7 protein-coding genes are annotated in these 13,183 nt (G+C 45.6%); 5 read left to right on the top strand and 2 right to left on the bottom strand.

Features of this window, described 5'->3' with window-relative positions:
• Nucleotides 1-16 precede the first annotated feature (16 nt).
• From V1L65_RS01490 to V1L65_RS01470, 5 genes are all read left to right on the top strand, one after another.
• Nucleotides 17-2,920: a carbohydrate binding domain-containing protein gene (locus V1L65_RS01490; protein ID WP_331697335.1), complete on the top strand. Its 2,904-nt coding sequence runs from the start codon at nucleotides 17-19 to the stop codon at nucleotides 2,918-2,920.
• Between the two features lie 51 nt (nucleotides 2,921-2,971).
• Nucleotides 2,972-5,692: a cohesin domain-containing protein gene (locus tag V1L65_RS01485; RefSeq protein ID WP_331697271.1), complete on the top strand. Its 2,721-nt coding sequence runs from the start codon at nucleotides 2,972-2,974 to the stop codon at nucleotides 5,690-5,692.
• Between the two features lie 474 nt (nucleotides 5,693-6,166).
• Nucleotides 6,167-8,200 carry an endonuclease MutS2 gene (locus V1L65_RS01480; protein WP_331697270.1) on the top strand — a complete coding sequence of 678 codons (2,034 nt, stop codon included), beginning with the start codon at nucleotides 6,167-6,169 and terminating at the stop codon, nucleotides 8,198-8,200.
• An 86-nt stretch (nucleotides 8,201-8,286) separates the two neighbouring features.
• Nucleotides 8,287-8,814 carry a hypothetical protein gene (locus tag V1L65_RS01475; RefSeq protein WP_331697269.1) on the top strand — a complete coding sequence of 176 codons (528 nt, stop codon included), beginning with the start codon at nucleotides 8,287-8,289 and terminating at the stop codon, nucleotides 8,812-8,814.
• 265 nt (nucleotides 8,815-9,079) lie between these two features.
• Complete coding sequence (locus V1L65_RS01470) at nucleotides 9,080-9,454, top strand: hypothetical protein (RefSeq protein WP_331697268.1); 375 nt, start codon at nucleotides 9,080-9,082, stop codon at nucleotides 9,452-9,454.
• A 364-nt stretch (nucleotides 9,455-9,818) separates the two neighbouring features.
• On the opposite strand, the gene V1L65_RS01465 is transcribed toward V1L65_RS01470, so the two are convergent.
• Both V1L65_RS01465 and V1L65_RS01460 read right to left on the bottom strand, forming a co-directional pair.
• A complete protein-coding gene (locus tag V1L65_RS01465) occupies nucleotides 9,819-10,007 on the bottom strand; it encodes a hypothetical protein (protein WP_331697267.1) in 189 nt (62 codons plus the stop codon).
• Between the two features lie 18 nt (nucleotides 10,008-10,025).
• Nucleotides 10,026-13,133 carry a glycoside hydrolase family 2 TIM barrel-domain containing protein gene (locus tag V1L65_RS01460; RefSeq protein ID WP_331697334.1) on the bottom strand — a complete coding sequence of 1,036 codons (3,108 nt, stop codon included), beginning with the start codon at nucleotides 13,131-13,133 and terminating at the stop codon, nucleotides 10,026-10,028.
• Between the last annotated feature and the right edge of the window lie 50 nt (nucleotides 13,134-13,183).

Genomic DNA, 13,183 nt, shown 5'->3' with positions numbered 1-13,183 from the left:
AGTGAGTATATTGAGAATGATGCGAAGAAGGATATCCATTTTCGTTGCTCTGGCATTATTGATTTCTACTATATTTGCTGGCATGCCAGCTTCATTTATTCATGCGGCGGATGATGCGGGTGAACAGGCGGGGATCGTCATGATCAACCCTGGCTTCGAGGATGAGCTTGACGAGGACGGAAATATACCCGGCTGGACGCCGAGCTATACGCGCGTCGATGGCACTGTCAGCCATAGCATTAGCAATGCAGTTGCTAGAAACGGCACCAGAAGCTTGAGTTTGTTTGATAATTCAACGACGCATACCGTTATGCTTTTAAGTGACAAATATGAGGTCATACCTGGAAACAGCTATACGCTTAGCGCATGGATCAATCCGAATAAACCGGAAAATTATAAGGATGGTTCAGTAGGCGGATCGATTGAGCTGCGGTTTTTCGATGAAAATAATAATCGCGTTACCCAAACGGTAAATGATTTTAATGATTGGAGAAACCAAGGAAACTTCCAGGAAATCGTTACTCCAAGCAAGGTCGCGCCAAGCAATGCAAAATACGTTGTAGTAGCTGTGTTGATATCAACGGGCTGGAATGGCAATACGTACTTCGATGATTTTAAAATTAGTGTGGAAACGCCGGCAACGCCAACGCCAACACCGACTCCGACCCCAACGCCAACCCTACCAGCACCGGAACCGGTATCGGGTGAAATCGTCATGATTAACCCTGGCTTTGAGGATAATCCCGACGAGGATGGAAATATACCCGGCTGGACGCCAAGCTATACGCGCGTTGATGGCACTGTCAGCCATAGCATTAGTAATGCAGTTGCTAGAAACGGCACCAGAAGCTTGAATTTGTTCGATAATTCAACAACGCACACCGTTATGCTTTTAAGCGAGAAATATCCGGTCATCCCAGGAAAAAATTATGCACTAAGCGCATGGATCAATCCGAATCAACCGGAAAATTACAAGAACGGTTCAGTAGGCGGATCGATTGAGCTGCGGTTTTTCGATGAAAATAATAATCGCGTTACCCAAACGGTAAATGATTTTAATGATTGGAGAAATCAAGGAAACTTCCAGGAAATCGTTACTCCAAGCAAGGTCGCGCCAAGCAATGCCAAATATGTTGTAGTCGCGGTGTTGATATCATCGGGCTGGAACGGCAATACGTACTTTGATGATTTCAAAATTACGTTTGACACGCCAGCTCCTCCAACGCCATCACCGACTCCGTCGCCAACGCCGACGCCGGATTATGGTACAGTTGCGCTTGTTAATCCTGGCTTTGAATCAACAGTTGGCGGGGATAACAAAATTCCGGGCTGGAATGTCGCTTATACGCCATCATCAAATGTATCGCACAGTGTAAGCATTGAACAAAAGAAATCGGGCAGTTACAGCTTGCATTTGCGAGATTACTCGACATCGGAAAATATTCTTATAACAAGCGATAAATATGAAGCGATTGCAGGCAAGTTTTACAAAGTGATGACACAAATATCGCCTAACAATCCTACCATTTCTACCGGAGGCTCCAGGGGCGGTTCGATTTTTATGAATTTCTATGATGAAAATGGGATTGAGGTTAAAGGGGCGGAAAAAAATAGAGCGGATTATACAACGACCGATAAATACGGACAGTTTGTCCCGCTCAGCTTGGAGCTGCAGGCGCCTGCCGGCACTAAATATGTAACGATATCAGCTTCTGTAACAGCGGCTTGGGTAGGCGATACGTATTTCGATGATTTTACGCTAATCTATAAATCCGAGTCGTCTGTAGAAGCGCCTGAGGACTTGACAGAAAAGGTGATATCATCTGACGGTCTGAAGGAAATTATCAGCATTCCGATCCCGAACGCGGGCTTCGAAAGAAACTTGAATGATGACGGAACGGTTCAAAGCTGGAGAGCGTGGAGTGCTCCGACTGATACGGCTAAATACGAGCGTTCAACACAAAAAACAAAGTCAGGCAAGTACAGCTTGAAAATAACGGATCTGGTAGATGACAGAGATGTCGTGCTGGAAAGCCTGCCAATAACGGTTAAGCCAGGGGTGGAATATACGCTTTCTGCCCAGATGTATATCGAGGATGCTGTTACTACTGGGGCTACCTTGCTGCTGCGCTTCTTTGATGACAAAAATGCCCAGGTTGGCTCGGATGTTTTGCAGCATTACAAAACCCCGCTCGGAGAATGGTATAAGGCTGAAGTAAAGGGGCTTGCTCCTGAAGGTGCGAAATATGCCAAGGCGTTTGCTTTATCAAACAAATTCAATAAATCAGTTGCGTATTATGACGACTTTTTATTGACCTATGAACGTGATTTGATGGGGCTGGATATTGCAGCGCCAGAATTCGCGGTAAAAAATAAAACATTTACGGTCCAATTAGGCGCTAAAAAAGCTGACTCGCTGACAGGAGCCGATCTCAATCTGGCATTTGATGCTAATATGCTGGAATTTGTTGAAGCGGTTGTACATTCTGATTTTGGCACAAATGAAAATACGACTGTAACCTCTGCTGTGAATAATGGTGTTCTATCCATCCAGGCCGCTAAAAACAGCAACGGCGTTGTAAGCGGAGACGTGGGCATAGTAAATGTTACTTTTAGAGTAAAAGGTGATGCAGGCAATACGGTTCTTTCCTTAAAAGCCGGCTCAATTCTTAAAACCTACAAGGCAGGCAAGCTGGAGAGCCAGACGTACCCGGCCGACTTGAGAGTGCGTACGATCATTATGAAGCATGTGGAAGATGTGAATCATGACGGCGTTGTTAACCTGCTAGATTTGCTGCTGGTAGCTAAACAAGTCGATGCGCAGCTGGATAGTGTAACCCAATATTATGATTTGAATGGCGATGGCAAAATTGATATTGCTGATGTCGCTCTAATCGCACAGGCTGTAGCTGCTAACTAGCGCTTGGCTAAGCGGAATTGCTTTAACATCATTTAAAATAGGAGGCTTACCATGCGCAATATTCGAAAAAAAGGTATGCTGTTGGCTATTATTTGCAGCTTAATCGCTTCGCTCGGATTTACTGCCGCTCCTGCAGCGGCGAATGCGAGCCAAGATAATGATACGAAATTCATGGGAAGAGTATTTGGCGAGCCGGTCAAGATCGATACGCCAATTACGAAGGCAGGAATTTCCGGCGCTGTCGTAGGTGAAGAAGAGGGAAGGCCTGTTTATTATACAACCGTCAATGCGGAGCTTGCATTATTTCAGGTTGTAGATATCAAGACGGATACATTGCTTTACAGCTTGCCTATGAAAGGCGTGCAGCAGGCTTGGGCGCATGCGATCGCACCGGACGGTACGGTATATATAGGCGGAATTAGAACCTCTGGGCAAACAAAAGGTATTTTATGGAGCTACTCGCCCAAGACGCATCAGCTGGAGGAAATCGGCGAGCCTATTTCTTCAGAAAAGTCGATTTGGAGCTTGACGACCGATGACAAGGGAAATGTATATGGCGGCACGTTTCAATCTGGCAAGGTGTTCAAATATGATCCGGTTGCTAAAAAGTTTACTGATTATGGAACGATGGTTGCAGGCCAGGAATACGTTCGCTCGATAGCGTATCATGACGGCTATATTTATGCAGGGATCGGTACAGTTGGGGATGTTATCAAGCTAGGCGTAACGGATGCTACAAAAGGCACGAAGGAAAGCATCGGAGCGAAAGTGCCGGAACTTCTGGGCGTGACGGCTGCACAGGTGCCGTTTGCTTATGATATGGCTGTTGTAAACGATTATTTGCTTGTTAAGTTTCAGGGCGGAGATATACTTACCTTGCTGTTCTATGATTTGAAAAATAAGCAATGGCTGGAGCATAAGCTTGGCAAAAGCACGGAAAATGGCGGAACAGGATCCGGGGTATTCAGCTTTGCACAACTGGTTACCCGTGATAACAAATTATATTTGCCCGCTAACGGACATTTGACGGAGCTTGATCTTACGACCTTCAAAGCTACCCCGCTTATCAAGTATGGGACATCATTGAGAGGCGCGGCATGGGTACAGTTTGATGATCTTGAAGGATACCCGGGCATGTCGCTTGTTTCCATGAAAGCAAACGGAGATATTGCTGTTTTCAATGTGGATGCCAAAACGGTATATAACAAGCTGTCGGTGCTGGAAGGGGCGCCAAATCCGATTCACAATATTGAAGTTGGCCCGGACGGCAATCTGTACATGTCAGCTTATCCGGCAGGTTTAGGGGCGGTATATAATCCGCGCACGGGACAAAGAAAAAATTTGGTGATGGAGCAGGCTGAGGGCATGATCGCGTATGGCAAGGATATGTATTTAGGCATATATCCAGGCGGCCATGTATACAAAATCGATTCCACACTCAGTACGCCTGTCGCTACAGAAGTGTTTACAATCGGAGAAGAGCAGGATCGGCCATATGTAATGAAAGTGATGGATGATAAAATTATAATCGGTACCATTCCGGGCTATGGAGAGCTTGGCGGCGCTCTTACGATTTTTGATCCAGCCACAGGCAAGCATGAGGTTTTTCGTAACATCGTCCAAAACCAAAGTATCGTCGGCCTTGCCTATAAGGACGGCTACATTTACGGCTCAACGACAATACATGGAGGGCTGGGCATTACTGCTTCAGAAAAATCAGCAAAAATGTTCGTCTGGGATGTAGCCAACAAGCGTAAGGTAACGGAATTCTCGCTAAATATTCCAGGACTTAGCAATCCGGCTATGATCAGCGGACTTACAGTAGGACCGGATGGAAACATCTGGGGCGGTGTAAGCGGAACATTATTCAAGCTGGACCCGGTAAATTATGAGGTTATTGACTATAAAACGATATACCCGGATGTAAGCAGCAGCTATGGCATGTGGCGTCCATATCATTCTTACTGGGGCAAGGACGGCTTGCTGTATATGGATCTTGCGGATCGCATTACCGTTATTAACCCGAAAAATATGGATTTCGTACGGCTGTTCAAAGATAGTATGGAAGTTAAATTTATGACGCTTGCCGAGGATGCAAACGGCAATGAAAATATTTACTTTGCTGATGCCACCGATATGGGCAGCCTGCAAATGATCGCGGTATCGGATGTGCAATATGAGCATGCAGGAAAATTGAAATTAACGGGACCTGCCTCGGCGAAAGTGAACGATACAATTACAGTTAATCTCGAGCTTGATCAAGCAAATAAGCTGTACGGCTTTAAGGCCAAGCTCAATATTGATCCGGCATTATGGGAAATAAAAAGCATTACGGGATCAGACCAGTGGAATGCAGAAGGCTTTCTCACCTGGACGGCGCAGGACAGCGAGATTACCATTGTAGGCACGCAATTGAAAAATAAAAGCTTCGATGGAAATATAGCTGCAGCACGACTTGAACTTGTTGCCAAAAAGAATGACGTTAATGCAAGACTGACCGTGCTGAGCACCTCCGAAACCATTCGAATTGACGGGGATATGACAGGCGTAACTCACCGTCAAGGTACGGATAGCAGCTTGATCGTTCGCGTTGGAACGCCTAACGATAAAGATATTAATTGGGATGGCAAGATAGATATCGAAGATCTGGCGATGCTTGCAGGCTATATTGGCGCTAAAGTCGATGACAGCAACCGTTATATGGATTTCAACGGAGACGGTCAGATCGATATTTCGGATCTTGGCTTGCTGGGTCTTGAAGCGCTGAAGTAAGACAATTGATAGTTCTATGTCTACAGCCGCTCCCTGCGAAGGAGCGGCTGTTTTCAGTATGTTCAAAATTGAGTTTGACTTCGTAGCATCTTTCACATAAGATATAAGCAATACCATTTAGGGAGAGATTTTGATGTCGGCGGTTATTCTTAACTAATCAATTGAATAGCGAACAGCAGATTGAACGGAATTTAACGTCCAGCGGACGTTTGTTTAGTTATGCCTGAACAGGCATGTATAGGCTGCTAATCGCAATTAGTTAAGAATACGGATATTCAAATCATTTTTGCCCTGGTCGCAAGTTTAATAGGGGCAGCTTGCTTATGACGAAATCCGTGCTGTGTATCAGCACGTTTTTTTGTGCTCTTTTATAGGTATACGGGCGCGAGCAAGCTGTCTTCTTCAAGGCAAAGAAGGACGATCATTCGTCTTTCTTTGCCTTTTTATTTTTCAAAGAAAAAGGAGCTGTTACGAATGAATAGCAAAACATTAGAGCAATTGGAATTTAATAAAGTAAAGGAGCTTGTCCGAAATCAAGCGATGTCTTATTTGGGCAAACAGCATGCAGAGCAAATGGAGCCGATAGCGCAAATAAAAATGCTGCGCATCGCCTTGAATGATACGGCAGAGGCGCTTAAAATTTTGCAAAACGGAGGCCATGCTCCTATACCTTCCCTTAGCGGCATTGATTTCGTTGTTAATTTGCTCGGAACGGGCTATCTGTTCAGCGAGCAGGATTTTTCAAACATCCATTTATTTCTGCACAGCAGCGCGCAGTTGAAAAGGTATATGGCGGCAAAAAGCGATATCGCGCCGAAAATTAGCCAATTTGCTCTTTCTCTCCACGAGCTGGATCATCTGAAGTCTGAAATAGAGCGATGCTTGCGCAACAACCGGATAACTGACCAAGCAAGCAAGGAACTCGCAAAAATACGCAAAAAGCTGATCACTGTAGAGGAGCGCATCAAATCGAGAATCCATGCTATATTGAATCGCAATGCTGATTATTTGCAAGAAAATTTAGTAAGCATGCGCGGCAGCCGTTATGTCATTCCTGTTAAAAAAGAGCATCGCAAGCGCATTAATGGCAGTATTTTGGACGAATCGTCCAGCGGTCAAACCGTCTATATTGAGCCGGCTGAAATCGCTCATTTGCAAACAGAATGGAATCTCCTTCGTATGGAAGAAGCGAGAGAGGAAGCGAAGGTACTTAGCGAGTTGACTGGCTTGGTGGAGGAAGCACAGCATGAAATTAAGCTTAATATAGAGACGATTGGCATCTATGACTTTTTGTTCGCCAAAGCGAAATATGCCAAAATGATCGGTGGTTGCAACGTTGAACTGAACGATCGAGGCGTGATGAATATTTCTGCCGCTACACATCCTTTACTGGGAAAAGAAATGGTTCCGCTGCATTTTGCTATCGGTTCAGGCTATCAATCGCTTATCATTACCGGACCGAATACCGGTGGAAAAACAGTGGCGCTTAAAACGATCGGCTTGCTGACATTAATGGTTCAATCCGGCTTGCTCGTGCCTGTTAAGGAAGGCAGTGTATTTTCTGTATTTCGTCATGTCGCAGTAGATATTGGTGACGGGCAAAGCTTGGAGCAATCGCTTAGCACGTTCTCGGCCCATATTCAGTTTTTAATCGATCTGCTATCCTTTGCGGATGAAGCAACCTTGGTGCTCATTGATGAAATGGCATCCGGCACTGATCCGGGTGAAGGAATCGGATTATCGATTGCTATATTAGAGGAGCTGCAGCGGCGCAAAACGACGGTTGTAGCAACGACCCATTTTAACGAAATCAAGCATTTTGCAGCTGTTGCGCCTGGATTCGAAAATGCACGAATGGAATTCAATACCGACACGCTGCAGCCGCTGTATCGATTGAAAATAGGGGAAGCAGGGCAAAGCTACGCTTTTCTTATAGCCAAAAAACTAGGTATTTCGCAGGCTATCATTGAGCGTTCGCAGGAAATTACAAACCGCCGTGAAAATACTGAAGGCAAAACATTTCAATATGCACTAGATGAAGCGTTAGTATCGCTAAGCGTAGAGGATGACGCAGAAGCGGAGGGAAAAATAGAGGCAGAGGCGGAGATTAAGAGAACAGCGCCAGAGAGAGTGGAGGGGGAAGGAAGAGAAGCGGACGTTGTCATGAGTGAAAGAGTTGAGCCGCAGGCAGATCCAGATCATGCTGCTGCAGCGCCTGTTGCTAAGCCGCTTGCGATAGGTGATCGCGTGCTCGTTTCCTTTTTAAAAAGAACGGGAACTGTATTTCAGCTTCCAGACAATCGCGGCAATGTCGGGGTGCTTGTGCAAGAGCAAAAGATGTTTATTAATCATAAGCGGCTTAGTCTGCATATTTCTCATGAGGAGCTCTATCCGGACAACTATGATATGGATATTGTGTTCGAAACAAAGGAAAACCGCAAAAAGCGCAAGCTGATGAACCGCAAGCATGTAGAAGGCTTAATGATTATTACTGAGCCTGATGAATGAGGCGCAAAAACGGAAGTGAGTCCTGAACATGTATTGTAACTTTTATCCAGCGATTACCGTCTATGTTGGCAGAGGATGGTGATCGTGTGAAGAAGCTATTGCTGGCAGCCGCGCTTCTTGTTATGTTTCTTATTCCACAGCACGTACAGGCGTTAAGCTGTGTTAAGAAGCTAACAATCGAGGAGTCTTATGAGTGGTATGATGGGATTGTTATTGGCAAGGTGGAGGAACTGACACCGGGTACTCAAAACAATGAGCTAAAGCTAAAAGTATCGAAAAGCTATAAAGGTGTAGAAGAGGCGTATTTAGTCATTGATGAGGATAGTACGTGGGGAGCAATTTGGGGACCCAGCGTGGTTGGTGAGGAGTATCTTTTCTTTCTTACTGAAAGTGACGGGCAGTGGACAAATCCATTATGCTCGCCGTCGTTAAAAGCGTCAGCTGCTGGAAGCGAACTGAAATTTCTAGCGGATAAAGAAATACCGATAGTAAAAGAAGAAGTAACGGAACATTCTTCAGCAGCATCAGATTCCAGTACAAGCATGTGGGACGCTGCCGGCAATTGGTTATTTTTTGTTATTGCCAAGCTGCTCTTGCTGCTGAGTTGGCGATAGGAAGCAGGAAGTGAGAAATAGAAGTGTAAATTAGATTTGTAAATTGGAAGTGTAAATTAGATTTGTAAATTGGAAGTGTAAATTAGAAGTGTTAATTAGAGGTATAAATTGGAAAGAGAAACAAGAGCAGTTTTAAGCATATGTATCGTTTGCATACATTTGGAAATGTGAAGCACAATAATTGAAACCTTAGATGAAACTGTCAATTAATTGATGAAGAAATGGAGAACAGTTTCACAAAGATGAAAGGCAAGGTGAGATTATCGTGCACGATCATGAGCGTATTCATCAGCTGCTGGATGCATCCATTCAGATTGTAGATCATATGCAAGAAAGCGGAAGCGTTGCTGATCAACTGGAACGAATTAAACAGCTGCTAGACGGTGAAGCAGGTAAGGCAGCGAGAGGCGAGGCCGTCTCCGAAAGCCGACTTGCCCAAGCAGAACAAATGACAGCAGAGCTGGAAAGCAGCGCGCAAGAGGACTATCGCGATGAAACAGCTGGCAGCCCGGCGAGCTACGAAGCATTATCACTCTCGGAGCAGCGTGAGCAAGATCAGGCTTATCATGAAAAGATTGATTATTTAAGCTTGAAAAAAGTAAAGGAAAACGTGAAGCAAATTCGCAATTTGCTTCACTAAGCAAAATCTCCACTATCCCAAAAAGGATAAGTGGAGATTTTTTTGCAATGTAATCGAAAATGATTACAAGGGAAAAGGGTAACTTTTGTGAGCTAAGTGCATTTTGTGTATCTAGATTCTCCTTTTCTACCCAAAAAAGAATTCTAACTGTATTTCATGCATCTAGTTTTGTTGAAATACCCTTTCTTTAGCGAAATGCGCCAAACTAACGGTAGTTTTTCCCTTTAGAATTTTAAAAAAGCCAAATATCTTAAAACTAAGCACAGGAAATGCATTTAGCTTTAGCGCGTGAGTACTCATTCCACAAGATAGAGCTTGCCATCGTAAAGTATGAAGCATTTCGGCCTGAAAAGTGAGTTCGCACCTAAAAATGCTGCGCTTTTGCAGGAGTATCCATCTCTGCAATCTCTCCAAGCACTCCAAGCACTCCAAGCACTCCAAGCACTCCAAGCACTCCAAGCACTCCAAGCACTCCAAGCACTCCAAGCACTCCAAGCACTCCAAGCACTCCAAGCACTCCAAACACTCCAAACATTACAAACACTCCAAACATTACAAACACTCCAAACGCTTACTTCTTGCCAATCGTAAATCCGAAGCTATACGTACGGTTCGAAGGCAAAATAAAAGCTTCATGCGTCCGGGCGCCCCAGCTGTCATCTCCGCCTACGCCCATTTGCTTATAGTTAATGCGCAGAACACTCTTATCGCTTTGCGGCAGCTTATACGTATGATCGCTTGCTTCAAGCTCCTCAGGTGTCCAAGGCAGCACGCATACTTCGATCAGGTTATCGCCTGCGAAGCGAAGTCCCGCGCCATCCAAACCTTCGGTTAAGCTGCCAAAGCGCACATCGGTTTTATTGCCGCATTCCTGCGGTCGCAAATAAGGGGTGAACTGCTCCTTGACGGTTCCGCTATATTGGCCGACCTTTGCACTTGTTTTACGATCCCAGTAGTTTTCATGAGGACCTCGCCCGTACCACGCAATCGTATCGAGACGCTGATCCAGCACGAACAGCAGGCCGATTTCAGGAATCTCGGGCAAGCCTTCGCCAGGATTGAATTGCTCATGAACATGGATCGTTCCATCCGCTTGAATGCGATATTCCAGCAGCAGGCTTGAGACCGGAGTTGTCGCGATTGCATATTTCACGGTAATGACAACGAAGCCGCTTACCTGCTTCCAGTCGAAATGTATTAAACTGCGCTTGTCATGTGCGTTCTTCCATACCTCGCTGCGCTCTGGAAGCTTATTGCCGCGATCATTATCTGTCGACGCCCGCCAGAAGTTTGGTCTTGCCGGCTCGAGCAGAAATTCCTTCCCATCCGCCAAATAAGAAATTAAATCGCCACTGCTGCGGTTGAATAAAATAGAGAAGTTGCTGCCTTCTATTTGCAGCCCGTCATTGTGGGTGTTGACTACCAATGAATCATTTTGCGTTGCTAGAGCATGCAGCTTTGATGCAAAGTAAGGAGTAATAATAAACTGCTCCCATGCTTCCTCATGACCGGCAGGCGCCCATGCTGCTGCTTCATTTCTTATTAAAGATAGAGTCAAAATGACTTCCTGCAAGCGCGGTGCTTGCAGCGTGGAGTAAGGAATCGTTAATTCCATGCTTTCGCCTGCCTCAAGAGCTATCGGCATAATGCCGCTTTCGCTTGCTGCCCCGTTAAGAGTAACGGTCCACCGAAGCGAGTAATGGTTCAGGTTCGTGAACAGGAATCGGTTAGTAAGCCGAATCGTACCCTTTTCCAAATCAACAGCTTCAAATTTTACATTTTGGTAGCAGCGCTTTACTTCCTCAAGCTTAGGCGTAACTGTGCGGTCTGCAAAAATCAGCCCGTTCCCGCAAAAGTTGCCGTCATGCGGCGTTTCGCCAAAATCACCGCCATAAGCTAAGTAGTCAACACCGTCGTCTGTTTTCGTTAAAATGGCTTGATCAATCCAGTCCCAAATAAATGCGCCCTGTAAAATGTCGTAACGCTCAAACAGCTCCCAGTATAGATGGAGCCCGCCGCAGGAGTTGCCCATCGCATGGCTGTATTCGCAAATAATATATGGTTTTTTTGGATTGTTTTTCGCGTAGGCCTCTACCGCCCAAGGTTTAATGTACATCGTCGATTCAATATCACTTGCAGCCTCAGATTCTCTTGCGTGGAAGACGCCTTCATAGTGCACAAGGCGAGTAGAATCTGCATTTTTAAGAAAATCATACATGGCGATAAAGTTCGTACCGCCAAACGATTCATTGCCAAGCGACCATATAATGATGGACGGATGGTTTTTGTCACGCTGAAGCATGGAGTTGCAGCGATCGAGCACATTTTCTGTCCAGGCAGGATTGTTGCCCGGCACGTTTGTCTCGTTTACTGTTCCTTGCCCGTATTGCCATGTATCATGAGTCTCCAAATTAGCTTCATCGATGACATACAACCCGTATTCATCACATAGCTCATACCAGGCGGATTGATTCGGATAATGCGATGTTCGCACTGCGTTGATATTATAAGCTTTCATCAGCTCGATATCGCGGATCATTTCTGCTTTGCCGATCGCTCTGCCTTTGCTGCTGGAAAATTCGTGGCGGTTAACGCCCTTGAATACAATGCGCTTGCCGTTAATTTTCATCAGCCCGTCTTTAATTTCGAAGCGTCGAAAGCCGGTACGGCAGCAAACGGCGTCCAGGCAATTGCCTTCGCCGCTGCGCAGCGACAAGACGACAGTATACAGGTTAGGAGACTCAGCGCTCCAGTGCAGCGGATTGTCAACGTGCATTTCAAAGCTGCAGGCTGTTCTGCTTTGCACCAGCTCTGTAATGGAAATTGACTTTTCTTGCAGCAGCCTGCCATTTTGATACAGGCTCGCAGTCAACTGCATTGGATGGACTGCAGCTTCATTATAATTTTCAAGGACAGCCTGAATCTTTAGCTCACCGTGCCTATAGTCGTCATCAAGCAAGCCTTGCACAGAAAAGTCAGCAATATGAACAGGCGGAGCGGCGTACAAATAAACGTCGCGGAATATCCCGCTCATTCTCCAGAAGTCCTGATCCTCAAGCCAACTGGCATCGCACCAGCGGTATACTTCTACCGCCAGCTTGTTTTCACCCGGTATCAAATACGGCGTCAAATCAAAATCAGCGGGCGTGAACGTATCCTCGCTATAGCCGACCAAATCGCCGTTCACCCAAATATAGAAGGCTGATTCAACGCCTTGCAGGCTAATAAAGACAGGCATGCCGCTCCACTCCTGTGGAACAGTGAAGCTCGTAATATAAGAGCCGACCGGGTTGTACTTGGCAGGCGCGAAGGGCGCTCTTAGTTCAGGCTCTAGCACAGACCAGGGATATTTGACATTCGTATACTGCGGATAATCATATCCTCGCAGCTGCCAGTGCGAAGGAACCTCGATATTGTCCCAGCTGCTGGCATCATAATCGGCTGTGTAGAAATGTTTAATACGCTGTTCAGGTGTTTCGGCAAAGGAGAACTTCCAGCTGCCGTTCAAGCTTTTATAAAAGGATGAGGAAGTGTGGTCATTTATTAAAGCTTCGGCTTCAGTTGCAAAATGCATCATATGCGCATGTGCCGGCAAGCGGTTAAGCTGAAAAATGTCAGGATTATTGTTCCATTCCGGATATCCGTTGGCTGGAGGCTGATATGTAAATTTTTTTCGCATCATTGCAGCTCCTTTATATGTTATTCTTATATTGTCAGTATAGGTTGATT

The organism is Paenibacillus sp. IITD108 (genome assembly GCF_036541265.1).
In the GTDB taxonomy this organism is placed as follows: Bacteria; Bacillota; Bacilli; order Paenibacillales; family Paenibacillaceae; genus Pristimantibacillus.
The sequence above is the reverse complement of the archived record's forward strand: the minus strand, read 5'-3'. Positions and strand labels throughout refer to the sequence as shown.

Excerpts from the sequence above, each read along its gene's own strand:
- V1L65_RS01490 (WP_331697335.1), top strand. The coding sequence starts at position 17 with ATGATGCGAAGAAGGATATCCATTTTCGTTGCTCTGGCATTATTGATT.
- V1L65_RS01480 (WP_331697270.1), top strand. The coding sequence starts at position 6,167 with ATGAATAGCAAAACATTAGAGCAATTGGAATTTAATAAAGTAAAGGAG.
- V1L65_RS01465 (WP_331697267.1), bottom strand. The coding sequence starts at position 10,007 with ATGTTTGGAGTGTTTGTAATGTTTGGAGTGTTTGGAGTGCTTGGAGTG.
- V1L65_RS01460 (WP_331697334.1), bottom strand. The coding sequence starts at position 13,133 with ATGCGAAAAAAATTTACATATCAGCCTCCAGCCAACGGATATCCGGAA.
- V1L65_RS01485 (WP_331697271.1), top strand. The coding sequence starts at position 2,972 with ATGCGCAATATTCGAAAAAAAGGTATGCTGTTGGCTATTATTTGCAGC.